The organism is Streptomyces sp. 8N616, assembly GCF_052246385.1.
In the GTDB taxonomy this organism is placed as follows: domain Bacteria; phylum Actinomycetota; class Actinomycetes; order Streptomycetales; family Streptomycetaceae; genus Streptomyces.
In genome coordinates this window covers 1-19119 of the sequence record NZ_JBQQBY010000065.1, presented here as the reverse complement: position 1 = coordinate 19119, position 19119 = coordinate 1, and the positions used below count along the sequence as shown (strand labels likewise).

The window sequence follows — 19119 nt, the reverse complement described above, 5'->3', positions numbered from 1 at the left end:
GTGTGCCGACGGCGAGGGTGCTGTCGGTGACGGTGGCGGTGCCGCCGGTGAGTGTTGCGGTTTGGGTTGCGCCGCCGTCGATCTGGTAGGTGATGGTGCCGGTGGGTGTGCCTGCGCCGGGTGGGTTCGCGGTGACGGCGATGGTGAAGGTGGCTGTTTCCCCGAAGTCGGTGGGACCGGCCGGGGGCGTGATGTTGGCCGTGGTCTGGGCTTGGCCGACGGTGTGGGTGTCGGTGCCGCTTGAGCCGTTGAAATCGGCGTCTCCGCTGTAGGTGGCGGTGATGTTGTGGCTGCCGACGCTCAGCGAGCTGGTGGTGATGCTGGCGCTGCCGGCCACGAGCGCGGCGCTCTGCGGGGCACCACCGTCGATGACGAAGCTGACACTGCCCGTGGGAGTACCTGAACCAGGCGGATCCGCCGCAACAGTCGCACTGATGGTGACCGATTCACCGAACACCGACGGGTCAGGTGTGGAGGTCACCGTTGTAACCGTGTCGGCCTCGTTGACGATGTGGGTGTCGGTGTCGCTGGAGCCGGTGAAGTTGACGTCCCCGGCATAGGTGGCCGTGACGGTGTAGTTGCCGGCGACGAGGCCCGTACTGACAGTGGCGACGCCGGTGCCGTCCAGGTTGTCGTTGAGTGTCACCGTGGTGGCGCCGTCGGTGATGACGAACTGGACGTTCCCCGTGGGGGTTCCGGCGCCCGGGGCCGTAGCCGTCACCAAGGCCGCGAAGGTTACCGACTCCCCGGAACTGGACGGGTCCGGGAACGACGTCACCGTGGTGGTGGTTGCGGCCTGGTTGACGGTGTGGGTGTCGGTGCCGACGGAGCCGGTGAAGTTCGCGTCCCCACCGTAGGTGGCGGTGATGGTGTGGCTGCCGACGCTCAGCGAGTTGGTCGTGATGCTGGCGCTGCCACCAGACAGGGCAGCGCTTTGCGGAGCACCGCCGTCGATCACGAAGCTGACGTTACCCGTCGGGGTACCCGAACCGGGCGGGTTCGCCGTAACCGTCGCCGTGATGGTGACCGTCTCCCCGGACACCGACGGGTCGGGGGACGAGGTGACCGACGTGGTCGTCCCAGCCTGGATGACGTCGTGGGTGTCGGAGCCGCTGGAGCCGGCGAAGTTGGTGTCCCCACCGTAAGTGGCCGTGACGGTGTGGTTGCCGACGGTCAGGGCGCTGGTGGTGGCGGTGGCGACACCGCCGGAGAGGGTTCCGGTGAGCGTGGGACCGCCGCTGATCGCGAAGGTGACGGTGCCGGTCGGGGTGCCCGAACCGGGCGGGTTCACCGTAACCGTCGCCGTGAAGGTCACCGTCTCCCCGGATACGGACGGGTCGGGCGACGAGGTGACGGTGGTGGTCGTCGCGGCCTGGCTCACCGTGTGGGTGTCGGTGTCGCTGGAGCCGGTGAAGTTGGCGTCTCCGCCGTAGGTTGCGGTGACGGTGTAGTTGCCGGCGCCGAGGGCGTTGGTGGAGACGGTGGCGGCACCGCTGCCGTCCAGGTTGCCGCTGAGGGTCACGGTGTTGATGCCGTTGGTGATGACGAACTGGACGGGCCCCGTGGGCGTCCCGGAGCCGGGGGCCACCGGTACCACGAAGGCGGTGAAGGCGACCGACTGCCCGGGTGCGGACGGGTCGGGTGTCGAGACGACGGTGGTGGTCGTGGCGGCCTGGTTGACCGTGTGGGTGTCGGTGTCGCTGGAGCCGGTGAAGTTGGCGTCTCCGCCGTAGGTTGCGGTGACGGTGTAGCTGCCGGCGTCGAGTGCCGTGGTGGAGGCGGTGGCGACACCGCTGCCGTCCAGGGTCCCGCTGAGGCTTACGGTGGTGGTGCCGTCGGTGGCCACGAAGGTGACTGTTCCGGTGGGGACTCCGGCGCCGGGGGCCGTGGCCGCCACCTGGGCGGTGAAGGTGACCGACTGCCCGGACACGGATGGGTCGGGCGATGTACTCACCGTCGTCGTGGTCCCGGCTTGGTTGACGAGGTGCGTGTCGTTGCCGACCGAACCACCGATGAAGTTCGCGTCACCACCGTAGGTGGCCGTGATGGTGTGGCTGCCGACGCCCAGGGTGCTGGTGGTGATGCTGGCAGTGCCGCCGCTGAGCGTTGCGGTCTGAGGGGCGCCGCCGTCGATCACGAAGGTGACGGTGCCGGTCGGTGTGCCCGATCCGGGCGCGTTCGCCGTGACGGTGGCGGTGATGGTGACCGGCTGCCCGGATACGGACGGGTCGGGCGAGGAGGCCACCGACGTGGTGGTCGTAGCCTGGGTGACGGTGTGCGGGTCGGTGCCGCTTGAGGTGCTGAAGTTGGCGCTGCCGTTGTAGGTGGCCGTGACGGGGTGGGAGCCGGCCGTCAGCGCACTGGTGGTGACGGTGGCGACGCCGCCGGAGAGGGTGCCGGTGAGCGTGGGCCCGCCGCTGATGGCGAACGTGACGGTGCCGGTCGGCGTGCCCGCGCCAGGCGAGACGGCCGCGACATTGGCAGTGAACGTGACCGTCTGTCCCGTCACCGATGGATCGGGCGACGAACTCACCGTGGTGGTCGTCGCGGCCTGGCCAACGGTCTGCGTGTCGGCGCCGCTTGAGGTGTTGAAGTTGATGTCGCCGTTGTAGGTCGCGGTGATGTTGTGGGTGCCGGCCGTCAGGGTGCTGGTGGTGACGGTGGCCGTGCCGCCGGAGAGCGGTGCGGTGATGGTGCCGCCTCCGCCGCCGCTGATGACGAAGGTGACGGTGCCGGTCGGCGTGCCGGAGACGGCCGTGACGTTGGCGGTGAGGGTGACCGTCTGGCCGAACGTGGAGGGGTCGGGCGAGGAGCTCACCGTGGTGGTCGTCGGCGCCTTGCTCGACACCGTATGCGTGTCCGTCCCGGTGGAGCTGTTGAAGTTGGCGTTGCCGTTGTACGTGGCGGTGACCACGTGGTTGCCGACGCTGAGGGAGCTGGTGGTGACGGTGGCCGTACCACCGGAGAGCGGTGCGATGAGGACGCCTCCGCCTCCGCCGCTGATGACGAAGGTGACCGTGCCGGTCGGGGTGCCCGAACCGGGCGCGATCGCCGCGACGTTGGCGGTGAGCGTGACCGTCTGGCCGAAGGTCGAGGGGTCGGGCGAGGAGGTCACCGTGGTGGTCGTCGAGGCCTTGAAGACCAGCTGGTTGGTCGTGCCGCTGGAAGGACTGAAGTTGGAGTCGCCGTTGTAGTTGGCGGTGATGACGTCCAGGCCGACAGGCAGGGCGCTGGTGGTGACGGAGGCCGTGCCGCCGGACAGCGTGGCGGTGAGCGTGGGTCCGCCGGGCGTGCTGAAGGTGACGGTGCCCGTGGGAGTTCCGAACCAGAGCGGGATGACCTGGGCGGTCAGAGTGACAGGCTGTCCGAAGACCGTTGGATTCGGCGACGACGTCACCCGGGTAATGGTGAATGCCATGGTGGGGGGCCCTCCGAATGCTGTGAATGGAGGTGAGCCGCTCTCATCGCCCGTCAAGCGTTGTGGTCGCTGCTCAGGGCGACTTCATCCTGTGCGAGGGGTCCTTTACCGGTGGTTGACGATGTTTCACATCGGCTTGCAGCCGCCGTCCCCCGACAGATAGATGAGTAACTCACCGGTCGGTACCACCAGTAGGCGGGGCAGATGTGCCGCCACGCCATAGCAGTGACGTGGAATTGCCCTGGATGGCGGAGCGCTGCGCGGCTCACACGGCGCACCCGGTAAAAGCCGCCGGGCGCGGATTGGTCATATCAACGCTGTTTTTCGCTACCGGATCTCGGGCATCGGAAACAGCAGGCTGCGCCAACTCGCGTGTGTCGCTTGGGGATTCGCTCGCGGGGATGCGTCATTGTCCACCGTTCCCCGGTGCACAAAGCGTGATCACGTTGCCGGCGGCTGCTCGCGTGGTGTGGAGCGGTAATCGCCGGCGAAGTGGCGTAAAGCCGGACCGGGATGGTGCGGTCACCGGTGCAAGGGCGGTGCGCGGCCGGTACGGTGGACGGCTGCCGGACCGAGTCCGTAACGCCTGGCGTCAAGCCGAACTGAACCTACCTGTCAGGGCAGGCGAATTCGACATTGCGATGCTTCCGGAAGTGGCTTGGACGGCCATGCCATCCGTTGACAGACATGAAGATGCGGGCCCCGGCCGGACCGTGGGGGGATACCCGGCCGGGGCCCGCTGATGTGGGTGGCCCCTGGTGCCCGATCCCTCGGGCGGATATTGCGTGAGCTGTCTGGGGGATGCCGAGAGCGGAGACCCGCGCACGCCGCCTCGCGGCTACAGTCGGGGCCGGGGAGATCCCCAACGGCGCGCGCGGGAACCGCTCTTACTCGTACGCGTCAGCCGCGGCAGAATGGCACGCTGCCGGGAGGAGCGCAGTTGTCCGGCGAGTTGCTCCTGACAAGCGTTCCCACGATGTTCACCGAGCCGGAGGCCTCGTAGATGCCGCCGCCTGCGCCGGCGGTTGCCGTGTTACCGACGACGACGCCTCCGATGAGCGTCGACGTACCGTCCTCGTTGTAGAGGCCGCCGCCGAGGTCGGCCTGGTTGTCGCGCAGCGAGGTGCCGGTGGCGAGGAGCTCACCGCCGACGTTGGAGATGCCGCCCCCTGATTGGCCCGCAGGAGCCTTGCCGCCCCGGAGGGTGACCGAGGACAGCTTCAGATCGCCGCTGTTGGTGCCGCTTCCGTCGACCTTCAGGATCCGGAAGTCCGCGGTGGCACTCGGGGAGCGGACGATGTCGGTGAAGGCCCCCGTCAGTGATCGGGGTGGTGATGTCGGGCAGCCCTGACGTTCCGTCGGCGCTGTGGGCCGCGGTGAGGTTGTAGGTGCAGAACGGGGCCAGCACCAGGTCGTCCCCGCCGGTCATGTTGGCTGCGTCGATTGCGGCGACCAGTGCGTTCTCACTGCAGCCCACGATGTTCGCGGCCTGGGCGTTGGTGGGGATGAGCGACAGGCCCACCGCCAGGGCCGAGGCCCCGAGGAGAGCGGAGATCCTACGGGTAGCTCGCATGGGGGGTGCTCCTTCTGTCTGGAGTTGCGAGCCGCACCAGCCGGTGCCGAGTTACGGCACCGGCTGGTGTCCCGATCCCTCCGTGGAGGAGCCTGCCCAACGACGCCGCGACCGGGAAGTGCTTTCCGCTGGCCAAAAGCCAACGGCGGGCCGCCTTGTCGAAACTCCTCCAGGAGGGTGGGCGGCCCGCCGGTGTGGATATGGACAGCAAAGCACCGGGCTCGGGCCCGTTCAAGAAATTCAGAACTAGTCGTACTAGTCGGTGGAGTGCGGATAGCGTGCGGCGGTTTCACGTACCACCGCCCGTACCACCTCCGCGATCCCTGTTTGCGCTCCCTGTCATTTGCCGCAGGGCCGTGACCAGCTCATCGCGCCCGGTTTCGGTAGGTTTTGACGGGGAGTCGGAGGATCCGGGCGGATTCGGAATTCCGCGGGAACTGGACCTCTGTAGTCCGCGCTGCCCCCGTAATCCGTGGTCGCTGTAGAGAGATTTGCGGCACTCGCCGGCCTCAGGAGAAAAACGCGCGCCACCGGAAATCATCAACGGCCGTCCGGGCAACGCCCGTGCGAATGCGATTCACATTTTGGTGCATGGCAGTGTCGCCGGAGACCTTAGGGGCCGGGACGCAATGCCAGGCCGGCCACCACCGCGCCGACCGTCACTAGGACGGCCGCCACGAGCAGTCCCGCGCGGTAGCCCTCCAGAAACGCGGCCGCCGGGTCGAGCCCGCGCCGTACCGCCTCGGCCTGGTGGCGTCCAACAACCGCTCCTACCAGGGCGATACCCAGCAGTCCCGAGAACTCGCGCGCGGCGCTCACCACGCCGGAAACGATCCCTGACGACGTGCCGGAAGCAGTGTCCAGCGTTTTGGCGGTCAAGGGCACCGTCACGGCCGAGCCCGCTCCGATCGCGATGAGCCCCGGCAGCAGGTCGACGAGGTTCGCCCCCTCGCCGACCCGCGCCAGCAGCAGCAGTCCGGCGGCAACCGCCAACAGGCCCCCCGCGGAGGTCCGGTGTGCCCCGAACCTGCGGACCAGAACCGCGGTGAGCGGAGTCGCGAGGATCAGGAAAAGGGCTACCGGGCTGAACGTGAGCCCGGCTTCGGTCGGGGTGAAGCCCAACCCCCGCTGCAGGAATAGCGCGGTGAAGAAGAAGACGCCGTTGATGCCCAGCCCCCACAGCACCTGTGCGGCGACACCGCCGCTGAAGACCCTGTCGCGGAACAGGGAGAGGTCGACCATGGGCGTGCACGCGGTCCACTGGCGGACCAAGAACAGTCCCAGGGCGCAGAGCGAGCCGGCGAACGCCCACATGATCCCGGGTGATACGAATCCATGGCGCGGCCCCTCGATCAACCCGTACGCACAGCCCCCCGCGGCGACGGATGACAGCGCCACCCCCGCCGGATCGAACCGCCCGTTCCAGAATCCGGCCGGGCGACCGCCCGCCCGCTCCGCCGCCTGCGCGCCGGAATCCCCGCCCCCCGGCACCGCCCAGGCCACGGTGGCCATGGCGAGTACCCCGAAGGGCACGTTGATCGCGAAGATCCAACTCCAGCCCCAGTGCTGGCTGACGAGCCCCCCGATGACCGGCCCGAGCGCGAGCGCGGCTGCCAGCGCGCCCATCCAGGTGGCGACGCCGGCCGCCCGGGCCCGGGGTCCGAGGTCGCGCGTCAGCACGGCCAGCGAGGCCGGGATGAGGAGGGCGGCCCCGACTCCCTGGAGCCCGCGGCAGGAGATGAGGGCGGTCCCGCTGTCCGCCAGGCTGCACAGCAGCGACGCCGCGGTGAAGAGCCCCAGACCTGTCAGGAGCGTCGGACGGCGGCCCCAGACGTCGGCCGACCGGCCACCCGTGAGCAGCAGCGCGGCAAAGGTCAGCGGATAAGCGGCGGCCACCCACTCCAGGCCGGGCAGATCGAGCTGCAGGTCCTGCTGGATGCGGGGCAGGGCCACATTGACGATGGTGTTGTCCAGGCACGTCATGAAGGCTGCGAATGCGAGCGCCACCAGGAGCGCGTAGTCACCCGGTCGGCTCATCCGGGGGTACCTCCATTTCTTCATGGGTGTGCCGGACGCGGTGAATTCAGGCCGGGCTCTGCACCGGAACTCGCAAATGCGTTCGCAGCCACTCGGGGTAAATCAAACGGGCCATAGGTATTTGACATATACCGTTGGCGACTTTAACGTCCGAATGGTTAACTTTCGGCCCATTGGCCCCCTCTTTTCGTCTTCAATAGGCGTTCGCCGTGGAGAGAGGGAAGCCACGTCGGATGATCCACCGGAGGGTGCAGCCACCATGTCCGCACGCCACGACGCCCCGCCCGGTACGGAGCAGACTCCGACAGCTGAAGTGGACACCCTCGTCGGCCACTTGGCCCGGGCCGCGGCGGTGGCCCCGGACGATCCCGCCTTTACCTTCGCCGATTTCACCGCGGAAACCGCGGGACGGCGCACCGTGCTCACCTGGTCCGCGCTCGACCATCGCGTACGCGCGATGGCGGGGATCCTGACCCAAGCCGGAGCCGCCGGCGAGCGGGTCGCGATCGTCGCACCCCAGGGACTCGAGTACGTGATCGGCTTCCTCGGCGCCCTGCGGGCGGGCGCGATCGCCGTACCGCTCTTCCCGCCCAACCTGCCCGGCCATGACGAGCGGCTCGCTTCCGCACTGGACGACGCGCGCCCGGCGTGCCTCCTCACCGCGAACAGCAGCCGGGCGGCCATCGCCGACTTCTGCACCGGCAGGCGCCTCCCGGGCAGCCCTCGTACGATCGCCGTCGACGGCGCGGAACTGGGGAAGGCCGCCGCGGGCCCTGCCGATGACGCGGCCCCGGCGCTGGTGCGGCCGGAGGACTGCGCGTACCTGCAGTACACGTCCGGGGCGACCCGGGCGCCGTCGGGTGTCGAGGTCACCCACGCCAATGTCGTGGCCAACGTGCAGCAGGCCCTCGCGGCCTTCGACGTCCACCGGGACCGGAACCACATGGTCTCCTGGCTGCCGCTCTTCCACGACATGGGCCTGGTCATCGCGGTGGCCACCCCGGTCGTCGGCCGCATCCATTCGCTGATCACGGACCCGCTGGCCTTCCTGCAGCAGCCGGTGCGCTGGCTGCGCCTGCTCGCCGAACACCCTGGAGCCGTCACGGCCGCGCCGAACTTCGCCTACGACTACTGCGCGCGGCGCGTGCAGGGCGAGCACCGGGACGGCCTGGCGCTCGGACAGGTGTCGGTGATGATCAGCGGCAGCGAGCCGATCCGCCCGGACACCGTCAGCCGGTTCCAGCAGGCATTTGCGGCCAACGGGGTGACCCCGGAGATGATCCGTCCCTCGTACGGCCTGGCCGAGGCCACCGTCTTCGTCTCCACCTCGCCGACGGGTCAGGCACCGCGGGTGACCGCCTTCGACCGGGAACTGCTGGGGAAGGGCACGGCCCGCCCCGTCGCGGGTGCCGCCCCGGGAACCTTCACCGAACTCGTCTCCTGCGGACGGCCGGTTGGCCAGGAAGTCCTCGTCGTGGATGCCGAGACCCGCCGTCGCCTGCCGGACGGCGAGGTGGGGGAGATCTGGGTGCGCGGTCCCAACGTCGCGCGCGGCTACTGGCGCAGCCCCGGCCGCAGTGCTGAGACGTTCGGCGCCGTGCTCGCCGAGGACCCCTCGGACGTCGCCGGTGACCGGCATTGGTTGCGCACGGGTGACCTCGGGGTGCTGCACGACGGCTGCCTGTACGTGACGGGCAGGATAAAAGACCTGATCATCATCGACGGCACCAATCACTATCCGCAGGACATCGAGGCGACCGTCCAGGAGGCGCACGCCCTCATCCGGTACGACCACGTGGCGGCATTCGCGCTGACGGTCCACGACGAAGAGCGCCTGGTCATCGTCGCCGAGCACTCCCGCCAGATCAGTGATCCCGGCGCCGAGCGCGATGCCGTCGCACGTGCGGTGCGCGACGCCGTGGTCGCCGGGCACGGGGCGGCCGTCCACGACTTCGTACTCGCGCCGCCCGGTACGGTGCCGCGCACCAGCAGCGGCAAGGTCGCGCGCAGCGCCTGCCGCCGACGCTACCTCGCCGGCACCTGGGCGGACCGCGTAGACCTGGACCGTGCGGGAGCCGGGGGAGCGGAATGACCCGACCAGAGGAAGCCGAAAACGACGCGGGGGGGCCGGCCGATGCGGCCACGATCCGCGACCTGCTGAGGCGTCTGCTCTCCGAGCGCTGCGGAGTGGCACCCGAGGACATCGAGACCGACCGGCCCCTGGTCGACTACGGCCTGTCCTCCCGTGATGCCGTCGGGATCTCGGGCGAGTTGGAGGAGGCGCTGGGCCGGGTGCTGCCGGCCACCCTGCTGTGGGGCAACCCCACGATCGCGGCGCTCGTAACCCGTCTCACGGAGGACGCGGAGGAGTCCCCGGCGGATGCGGACCAGGCGCCGCCGGAGGCGGGTTCCGGCCGTATCGCGGTGGTGGGGATGGGCTGCCGCCTGCCCGGCGGCATCGAGGGGCCGGACGAGTTCTGGGACTTCCTGCTCGCGGGCGGGGACGCCGTGAGCGAGGTGCCCGCGGAGCGCTGGCAGGACTTCGACGACGGCTCGGCGCCCACCGCGGCGGCGCTCGCCAGGACCACCCGCTGGGGGGCGTTCCTGGACGACGTAGCCGGCTTCGACGCCGACTTCTTCGGCATCACGCCGCGCGAGGCGCAGTTGATGGACCCGCAGCAGCGGCTGCTTCTGGAAGTGGCGTGGGAGGCGCTGGACCACGCCGGAATGCCCGCCCCCGGCCTGCGCGGCAGCGCGACAGGGGTGTACGTCGGCCTCAGCTCGCTCGATTACGGGTTCCTGACCACCGGGGATCTGTCCCGTGTCACCGAGTGGACCAGCACCGGCTCGGCCGGCAGCATCGCGGCCAACCGTCTGTCGTACGCCTTCGATCTGCGCGGTCCGAGCCTGACGATCGACACGGCCTGCTCGTCCTCGCTCGTCGCGCTGCACCAGGCGTGCCGCGGCCTGCGCGCCGGCGAGTGCGATACGGCACTGGCCGCGGGGGTCAACGTCCTGCTCTCGCCGATGATCACCGCCAGCTTCGACCAGGCGGGCGTGCTGGCACCGGACGGCCGCTGCAAGGCGTTCGACGCCGCGGCCGACGGCATCTCGAGGGGTGAGGGCTGCGGAGTCGTGGTGCTGAAGCGCCTGGACGACGCGGTGCGGGACGGGGACCGGATCCTCGCGGTGATCCGCGGAACGGCGGTCAACTCCGACGGCCGCTCGGCCGGAATGGTGGCGCCGAATCCGGTGGCCCAGCAGGCGCTGCTGCGCGCCGCTCTGCAGGACGCGGGAGCTCACGCCTCGGACGTGGACTACGTCGAGACGCACGGCACCGGCACGCTGCTCGGCGATCCGATCGAGGCGGAGGCGCTCAGCGCCGTACTGGGACACCAACGCCCGCCTGACCGGCCGCTGTTGATCGGCTCGGTGAAGAGCAACCTCGGGCACCTGGAGAGCGCGGCCGGCATCACGGGAGTGATCAAAACGGTGCTCTCCCTGCACCACGGCAGGATTCCCGCGAGCCTGCACTTCCGCACGCCTAACCCGCACATCGACTTTCCGGCCGCCCGGCTGCGCGTCGTGGCTGACGCCATCCCCTGGCCCGGCGATGGCGAGCGCCCCGCACGCGCGGGCGTCTCCGCCTTCGGGTTCGGCGGCACGAACGCGCATGCCGTCCTCGAACAGTGGAAGCCGGACGGGGCTCTTCCGGACGGGGCTCTGGCGGCGCCGTCAGGGGTCGCGGACGCGGACCACAGCGGGAGGGAGGCCGCTCCGCACATCCTGGTCGTCTCGGCACGCTCGACCGACCGGCTCAGCGATGCGGCTGTCGGTCTCGCCGACTGGCTGATGACTCCGGCAGGGCTGCGGGCACGCCTGGAGGATGTGGCCTATACGCTCGGGCACCACCGGCACGGACGGACGAGCGCCGCCGTCGTGGGCCGCGGGCGGGAGGCCGTCACCGAAGCGCTGCGCGCCCTCGGGCAGAATCAGCCGGCGACGGGCGTGGTGCGGCCGCGCCAGATCGATCCCGGCGAAAACGCGGGGCCGGGGCCGGTGTTCGTCTTCTCGGGCTACGGCTCCCAGTGGGCCGGAATGGGCCGCCGCCTCCTCGAGGAGGACGACGAGTTCGCGGCCGCCGTCCGCACCCTCGACCCGGTCTTCGCGGCCGAGGCGGGTACGCCGCTGAGCGACTGGATCACCGATGGCGTACCGCTCACCGCCCTCGATCGCGTACAACCGCTCCTGTACGGACTCCAGTTGGCGCTCACCCGGACCTGGCGGGCATACGGCGTCGAGCCCGCGGCGGTCATCGGGCACTCCATGGGCGAGGTGGCCGCGGCGGTGGCGGCCGGGGCCCTCGACCCGCGCGACGGGCTCCGCATCATGCTCCGTCGCTCGGCGCTGCTCGGTGCCGTCGTCGCGGAGCGCGCCGGCTCCATGGCCGCGGTCGAACTGCACCATGACGTACGGGCCGAGGTACTCGCACGCTTCCCCGGCGTCGAGATCGCGGTGGACGCCTCGCCGCTGAAATGTACGGTGACCGGCCCGGCCGAACCCGTCCACCGCCTGGTCGCGGAGCTGGAGGAGTCCGGGGCCGCAGCCCGGATGCTCGACGTCGGCGGTGCCGGGCACTCACCCGCGGTCGATCCCGTCCTGCCCGAACTGCGTTCGGGGTTCGCGGGCATCCAGGGGCGGGATCCGGCGATCCCCTGGTACGGGACCGTGCACGAGGATCCGCACCGTACGCCCCGGGCGGACGCCGACTACTGGTGCGACAACGCCCGCCGCCCCGTGCGGCTGCGCCAGGCCGTGGCAGCCGCGGCCGCGGACGGGCACGACATCTTCCTGGAGATCTCTCCGCACCCCGTCGCCGCTCCTGCCGTACAGGAGACGCTCGACGCGGTGACCGAGCGGGAGACCCTGGTGCTGCCCACGCTGCGCCGGGACGGCGACGAGCCGCTGTTGCTGCGTACGGCGCTGGCCGCGCTGCACACGGCCGGTGCTCAGCAGCGGCCCGACCTGCTGTGGCCGGCCGGGCGGCGGACGGCGCTGCCCACCCCACGCTGGCGGCACCGGCGGCACTGGGTGGACGGCGCGGGCAGGGCCCGCCGGGTGGCGCGCCCGGACGGCCACCCGCTGCTCGGCACGCGCGTCGACGTCCCCGGCACGCGCCGTGCGATGTGGCGCGGAGACGTGGGCACCGACGGGTGGTACCGACCGGAGGAGCAGGTGCACGGCGTCACGGTGCTGCCCGTGGCCGCGTGCGCCGAGATGGCACTCGCCGCAGCCGCCGAGTTCTTCGGCGCCCCCGTGGAGAGCGTGGTTCTGCACGACCTGACGCTCGATCACCTCCTGCCCCTGTCCGGGAGCACGCCGATCACCACGCTGCTCGATCCGACCGGGCCGGAGCGGGCGGAGGTGAGCATCCACACCAGGTCGGCGGCCGGCACCTGGGCGCGTCATGCCACCGCCGCCGTGGAGCTCTGCGCATCGAGTGGTCCGAGTGGTCCTGGCAGTCCGAGCGTTCCCGGCGAGCCGGACCGCGGTGCGTTCACCGTCGCGCTGTCCCCTCCCGACGACTGCGCGCCGGACGGCCTCTCCACGCCCTGGCACGTCCACCCCGCGCTGCTCGACACCTGCCTGCGCGCCCCGGCCGCGGCGACCGGGGCCGGAACCGGTACGGAAGCGGATCCCGCGACGTCCGGCGAAGCGGCAACCGCCGTCCCCCGGGAAGCCATTCCTGTCGCGGTCGGCACGCTGCGCGTACGGCGCCCGGGTCCGGTCGCGGGCCTGTGCCGTGTCCGGCGAACGCCCGCCGAGGGCGGGGCACGGGCGGCGGTCGGCCCGGCCGGGGGAGACCTGCGGAGCAGCTGGTCCCTGCGCCTGGAGGACACCGGCGGAGCCGCGATGATCGAGGCCGACGGCGTCGTCCTGCGCGTCCCGGAGGCCGGGGAAGTACCGCTGCCGCTCCACGAGACCACCTACGAGATCGCCTGGGACAAGAGTTCAGTGCCCACCGCACAGGCGGGCGCCCCGTCGGAATGGCTGCTGCTCACCATCGGTCCCGGCGGCGATCCACCGAGCGGCAATCGCTTCGCCACCGCGCTGCGGGCGGCCCTGGAGCAGGCGGAAGCCACGGTCACCGTCGCCCGCCACGGCGCGGGATCCGCGGAGCGGGCGCTGAGCGGCCTGCTGCAGCGGACGGCGGATGGCGCACAGGCCGCCGTCGCGGTGCTGTTCACCGAGGCCGCAGGCCCGGCAGGAGCCCGCGAAGCGGTCCTCGGCGTCGCGGACGTGGCCCGCCGCCTCGCCGAAGTCCCCGGACCGGGACCAGGACAGGCTCCGCGGCTGTACCTGGTGACCGAGCGGGCGGAGGCCGTGACCGCGGGCGAGCGGGGCGACCCCGACCGCGCGTGCCTGCGCGGCCTGCTCCGTGTACTCGCCCTGGAACATCCCCACCTCAGGCCCTGCCTGATCGACGTCGACCGCTCCCCGGGCGCCGGGGACGACCTCGCAAGCGAGCTGCTCGGGGACTCCGAGGCGGACCAGGTCGCCTGGCGCGCGGGCACCCGCTTCATCGCACGGCTGGCCGCTGCCGAACTCGGCGACGACGCCGCTCCAGTGGCCTTCGCGCGGCCGGGGGGCGCGTACATCGTGACCGGTGGGCTCGGCGGCCTCGGGCTGGCCACGGCCCGCCGACTCGCTGAGCGCGGCGCGGGCCGGCTCGTACTGAACGGGCGTCGCCCGCCGGGCCCCGAGGCCGAGGCCGCACTGGACGAGATGCGCGCCCTCGGTGCCTCCGTCGAGGTCGTGCAGGGGGACATCGCGGAAACCGGCACCGCGGCCCGGCTCGTGGAGGCCGCCGTCCGGTCGGGACACACTCTGCGGGGTGTCGCCCACGCCGCGGGTGTGCTGCGCGACAGCGTGGTCACGGGGCTGGAACCGGACGACCTGGACGTGGTGTTCCGGCCCAAGGTCGACGGCGCCCGGCGGCTGGACGAGGCCACCGCGGGCCACGACCTCGACTGGTGGCTGGTGTTCAGCTCCGCCGCCGCTCTCTTCGGATCCCCTGGGCAAGCCGCGTACGCGGCCGCCAACGCGTGGCTGGACGCCGTGGTGCACCAGCGCCGGGCCCGTGGAGTGCCCGGGGAGTCCATCGCCTGGGGGCCCTGGTCGGGGCTCGGTGCCGCGCCGGACATGACCGCGCTGGCCCTGGACCCGATCGCACCGGACGAGGGGCTGGACGCCCTCCAGCTCATCATCGCGAGCGGCCGGCCGTACACGGGCGTCGTACGCCTGGATGTGCGCCGCGCCGTGCAGGCGTTCCCCGGGATCGAGGCCGTGCCCTTCTTCGCCGGTCTGGTGCGCGGCGCGGCCGAGGACAGCGGCGACTGGGGCGGTCCCGAGGCGCTGCGCGGGCTGGGGAGCGAGGCCGCGCTGACGGCGGTGCTCGGGCGGCTCGCCCGGCGGACCGCGATGATCATGGGCTACGCCGAGCAGGAGATCGACGCCGGCCTGCCGCTCACCGAACTCGGGCTCGACTCGCTGATGGCCGTGCGCCTCCGCAACGCCGTCAAACAGGACTTCGGGATCGTTCTGCAGGAAACCCTGCTGAAGAGGGGGGCCGCTCTGGGTGACGTGGCGGAGGCCCTGCTCACCGCACTCGACATCGGCGACGGGACCGCGGCAACGGAGCGCGAGCAGCTGTCCGCGCCGCCCTCACCGCCCGCTCTGCCCAGGGGCGTTCTGCCGCGGGATGCCGCGGAGCGGCTGGTGGCCGGGGTCTGGGCCCAGGTGTCGGGGGAATCTCTGGCAGGGGTCCACCAGGAGCTGCCGGCCGTGCGGAGCGACCAGGCCCGCGCCAGGGAGCTGGCCGAGGGCATCCGTGGCCGGCTCGGCGGGTCGGAATCCGCTCCGACCGCGGCGCAGATTCAGCAGGCCCCCACCGTGGCCGCCCTGGCCGATCTGGTCCGGCCCGCGCTGGAGGGCGGAGCGGACGGCTCGCTGCCGCGGGTCCTGCGTGATCCCGGCCCCCGGGCCGATCGCGCCCCGCTGTTCGTCTTCCACCCCGCCGGGGGACCCACGAGCGTCTACTGGCCGCTGACCGACCTGCTGCCCGCCGGTCAACCCGTCTTCGGGCTCGACCGCGTGGAAGCGCTGGAGTCGGTGGAGGACAAGGCCGAGCACTACATCCACCTCATGCGCCGCGTGCAGCCCGAAGGCCCGTACCGGCTGCTCGGCTGGTCCTTCGGCGGCTGTCTGGCGTACGAGGCGGCCACGCGGCTGCGCGACCAGGGTGAGCACGTCGGGTTCCTCGGGCTGATCGACACCATCCTGCCCGCCGCCCTGCCGGGACCGACGCCGGAGGAGATCCTGCTGGAGCGGTTCGCGCGATTCGCCGAGTACGTCGAGACCGCGTACGGCCGGCAGTTGCAGCTGCCGTACGAGGAGTTGGCGGGCATGGACGAGCACGATCAGATCGAGACGCTGATGCGCCATGTCGCCGAGACCGGGCTCGACATGAGCCCCGGCGTGCTGGAGCACCAGCGCACGTCGTACATCGACGCCCGTATCGGCGAGCGCTACCGGCCACGGCTGTACCCGGAGCGCGTCGTCCTCTACCGCGCGCAGGAAGCACAGGTGCTCACCTCCGCGATCGATCCCCGCTATCAGCGGGGCGACACGGATCTGGGATGGGCGCCGCTGTGCCCCGGACTGGAGGTCGTCCCGGTACCCGGTGACCATCTCTCGATGATCGATCCACCGCATGTGGAGGTCATCGCCAGGCATCTCACCGCGGTTCTGGACGAGCCCACCTGACGCGCACCGCCACCAGGAGACCAGTGGTTCGGCAACCCCCGAGGCCCCCGGCACCGACAGGCATCCCCCGCAGCCACACCCAGCCGTACGACCGCACCGACAGCGAAGGAACTTGACCCTTGGCCCCCGAAGCAACTCCTCCCCGCCGGACCGCACGTGCCCCCCGGAGTCGCCGCCTTCCGAGTGCGCGCCGCCTGCGCGTCCTGACGGCTCTCGTCGGCTGCCTGACGACCGTCTCGGCTCTGGCCATGGCTCCCATGGCCTCCGCGACGGGCACGGACCCCGAGGGTCTGTACGAGTTCCCCCGGTCCCGGGCCGACAACGGTGCCCGTGTCACCGGCGTGGAACGGCTGGACGAGCGCACCGCCGATCTGTCGATCGCGTCGCCCTCGTTGGGAGACGGAGTTCCCGTGCGGGTGATCCTGCCGCGCAGCTGGTCCCCTGACTCGAAGCGCAGGTATCCCACCGTGTACCTGCTCCAGGGAGCGAGCGACGACTACACCTCCTGGACCCGCGAGACCGATGTCGAAGAGCTCGCGTCGGACGCAGACGTGATCGTCGTGACCCCTGAGGGCGGGCGTGCGGGTTTCTACAGCAACTGGTGGAACCACGGCCGCAAGGGCGGGCCGCAGTGGGAGACCTTCCACACCGCCGAGCTGCCGCAAATCCTCGAGCGCGGATACCGGGCGAACCGGCACCGCGCGGTCATCGGCATCTCCGAGGGCGGTCTGGGCGCACTCAACTACGCGGCCCACCACCGCGGCACCTACGACTTCGCGGGCTCCTTCAGCGGTGTCGTCGACACTGCCGACCAGGCTCTGCGGTGGGGCATCTACCTCACCTGCATGCGCGAGGGCGAGGACCCGGTGCGGCTGTGGGGCGACCCGGAACGGAACCAGGACGTGTGGGACGCCCACAATCCCTCCAAGCAGGCCGACCGGCTCCGCGGCACCAAAGTGCACCTGTCTTCCGCCGCCGGCATGCCCGGCTCCCTCGACAAGGGATACGACCCGACGGCGGGATTCTTTCTGGAGGGCCCCGTCTACCGCCCCAACGTCAGATTCGCCGATCAGTTGCGCGCAGCAGGCGTGGACGTCACCGCCAACTTCTATCCGTCCGGATCCCACGCGTGGCCGTACTGGGAGCGGGAACTGCACGTCGCCTGGCCCTCCGTGCTCGCCGCACTCGGGGTGGCGCCGTGACGACGACCCCCGAAAGAAGCACCGCGGAGCGGCTTGCCGAGCTCGATCGGCGCCACGAGGAGCTGGCCGCGACGTCCTCGGCCGAGGCGGTCGAACGGCAGCACTCGAAGGGCAAGATGACGGCGCGTGAACGCATCGACGCCCTGCTGGACGCCGACTCGTTCGTCGAACTGGACGCCCTGGTCCGGCACCGGTGCCACGACTTCGGAATGGCGGAACACCGGCCGCTGGGGGACGGCGTCGTGACCGGATACGGCACGGTGGACGGCCGCCAGGTGTTCGTCTTCGCCCAGGACTTCACGGTCTTCGGCGGCAGCCTGGGCGAGATGTACGGACACAAGGTGGTCAAGGTGCTGGACCTCGCCATCCGCACCGGCTGCCCGGTCATCGGCATCAACGACTCCGGAGGCGCCCGCATCCAGGAAGGCGTGGAGTCGCTCGCCCTCTACGCGGAGATGGTCAAGCGCCACGTCCAGGCCTCCGGCGTCATCCCCCAGATCTCGCTCATGATGGGCCCGTGCGCGGGAGGCGCCGTCTACGCACCCGCGATCACGGAGTTCGTCGTCATGGTCGACGGCATCTCCCACATGTTCGTCACCGGCCCCGAGGTGTTGCGCACCATCACCGGCCAGTCCGTGGACCGTGAGGAACTCGGGGGGGCGCTCGGCCACAACACCATGTCCGGCGACGCCCACTACCTGGCGCAGGACGAGAAGGATGCCTTCGACTACACGCGGGCCCTGCTGAGCTTTCTGCCCCCGAACAACATGGAGGACCCCCCTTCCTTCGCCCACCCCCGGGACCACGGCGCCGACGAACCGGACCCCGCCCTGGACAGCCTCATCCCGGACGACCCCAGCCGGCCGTACGACATGCGCCAGGTCCTGTGCAGCGTCCTGGACATGGGCGAACTGCTCGAGGTTCAGCCGCTGTTCGCGCAGAACATCATCTGCGGCTTCGGCCGTGTCGAGGGCGAGAGCGTGGGCGTGGTCGCCAACCAGCCGATCTGCGCGGCGGGCGCACTCGACATCGACGCGAGCGAGAAGGCGGCCCGCTTCATCCGCACCTGCGACGCCTTCCACATCCCCGTGGTGACCTTCGTGGACGTGCCCGGCTTCCTGCCCGGGCTCGACCAGGAGCGGGGCGGCATCATCCGGCGCGGGGCCAAGCTGATCTACGCCTACGCGGAGGCCACGGTCCCCATGGTCACCGTGGTCACCCGCAAGGCGTACGGCGGAGGGTACGGCGTCATGGGGTCCAAGCACCTCGGCACGGACATCAATCTCGCCTGGCCGACGGCCGAGATCGCCGTCATGGGGGGCGAGAGCGCGGTCAGCGTCCTGCACCGGGAGACGCTGCAGCAGGCCGAGGATCCGGATGCGGAACGGGAACGGTTGCGCGAGGCGTACGAGCGGGCCCTGTGCAACCCCTACATCGCGGCCGAGCACGGTTACATCGACGCGGTCATCATGCCCCGGAAGACACGGTTCCACGTCGCGAGCGCCCTGCGCATGCTGCGAACGAAGCGCGTCACGAGGCTTCCGCGCAAGCACGGGAACATCCCGCTGTGAAGGGTGGCGGGCTGCACCCTGCGCGGGACGGGGTGTACGGGATCCGCGGCAACCCGACGGATGAGGAACTGGCGGCGGTCGTCGTGGCGGTCACGACGTGGGTCTCCACGGCGGTCGTGGCGAGGGCCGCGGCCGGGCCGTACGGGAGGGCGCGGCGGTGGGACCAGCGGGTACAGCAGATGACCCATCAGTTGGCCGAGCACGGGTCGGGCGCCTGGCTCAGGAGCATCCTGCGGTAGCGGCACCGCAGGCGAGAGAACGGAAGAGGAGGAGCCATCGTGCGCAAGGTGCTCATCGCCAACCGTGGCGAGATCGCTGTCCGCGTTGCCCGAGCCAGTCGGGACGCCGGGATCGCGAGCGTAGCTGTCTACGCCGACCCGGACCGGGACGCTCTGCACGTCCGCGCGGCCGACGAGGCCTACGCGCTGGGTGGTGACACCCCGGCCACCAGCTACCTGGACATCGCCAAAGTCCTCCAGGCGGCCGCCGATT

Annotated in this window: 8 protein-coding genes; 6 read left to right on the top strand and 2 right to left on the bottom strand. The window is 71.0% G+C overall.

The annotated features are described in order from the left end of the window. Positions 1-3418, bottom strand: a 3418-nt coding sequence (locus ACTWQC_RS34990) for a beta strand repeat-containing protein (protein ID WP_443319900.1), incomplete at its 3' end; no start/stop codon positions are given. 2185 nt (positions 3419-5603) lie between these two features. Next, complete coding sequence (locus ACTWQC_RS34985; protein WP_443319899.1) at positions 5604-7028, bottom strand: MFS transporter; 1425 nt, start codon at positions 7026-7028, stop codon at positions 5604-5606. Positions 7029-7287: 259 nt separating this feature from the next. Here ACTWQC_RS34985 and ACTWQC_RS34980 point away from each other — a divergent pair, with 259 nt between their 5' ends. The 6 genes from ACTWQC_RS34980 to ACTWQC_RS34955 form a co-directional block, all read left to right on the top strand. Beyond that, on the top strand, positions 7288-9120 hold the full coding sequence (locus tag ACTWQC_RS34980) for a fatty acyl-AMP ligase (protein WP_443319898.1): 1833 nt from the start codon (positions 7288-7290) through the stop codon (positions 9118-9120). Further along, the gene (locus ACTWQC_RS34975; RefSeq protein WP_443319897.1) at positions 9117-15854 is read left to right on the top strand and encodes an SDR family NAD(P)-dependent oxidoreductase; all 6738 of its coding nucleotides are present in this window, start codon (positions 9117-9119) and stop codon (positions 15852-15854) included. The genes ACTWQC_RS34980 and ACTWQC_RS34975 overlap by 4 nt, the downstream gene beginning before the upstream one ends. Positions 15855-16102: 248 nt before the next feature. Continuing rightward, entirely contained in the window at positions 16103-17056 is a 954-nt protein-coding gene (locus tag ACTWQC_RS34970; RefSeq protein WP_443319896.1) for an alpha/beta hydrolase, read from the top strand. After that, positions 17053-18627 (top strand): acyl-CoA carboxylase subunit beta, encoded by a 1575-nt coding sequence (locus tag ACTWQC_RS34965; RefSeq protein ID WP_443319895.1) that lies wholly within the window; start codon positions 17053-17055, stop codon positions 18625-18627. Before ACTWQC_RS34970 ends, ACTWQC_RS34965 begins: the two co-directional genes overlap by 4 nt. Beyond that, positions 18624-18866 carry an acyl-CoA carboxylase epsilon subunit gene (locus tag ACTWQC_RS34960; RefSeq protein WP_443319894.1) on the top strand — a complete coding sequence of 81 codons (243 nt, stop codon included), beginning with the start codon at positions 18624-18626 and terminating at the stop codon, positions 18864-18866. The genes ACTWQC_RS34965 and ACTWQC_RS34960 overlap by 4 nt, the downstream gene beginning before the upstream one ends. A gap of 39 nt (positions 18867-18905) precedes the next feature. Beyond that, a partial coding sequence (locus ACTWQC_RS34955) for a biotin carboxylase N-terminal domain-containing protein (protein ID WP_443319893.1) occupies positions 18906-19119 on the top strand: 214 nt, incomplete at its 3' end.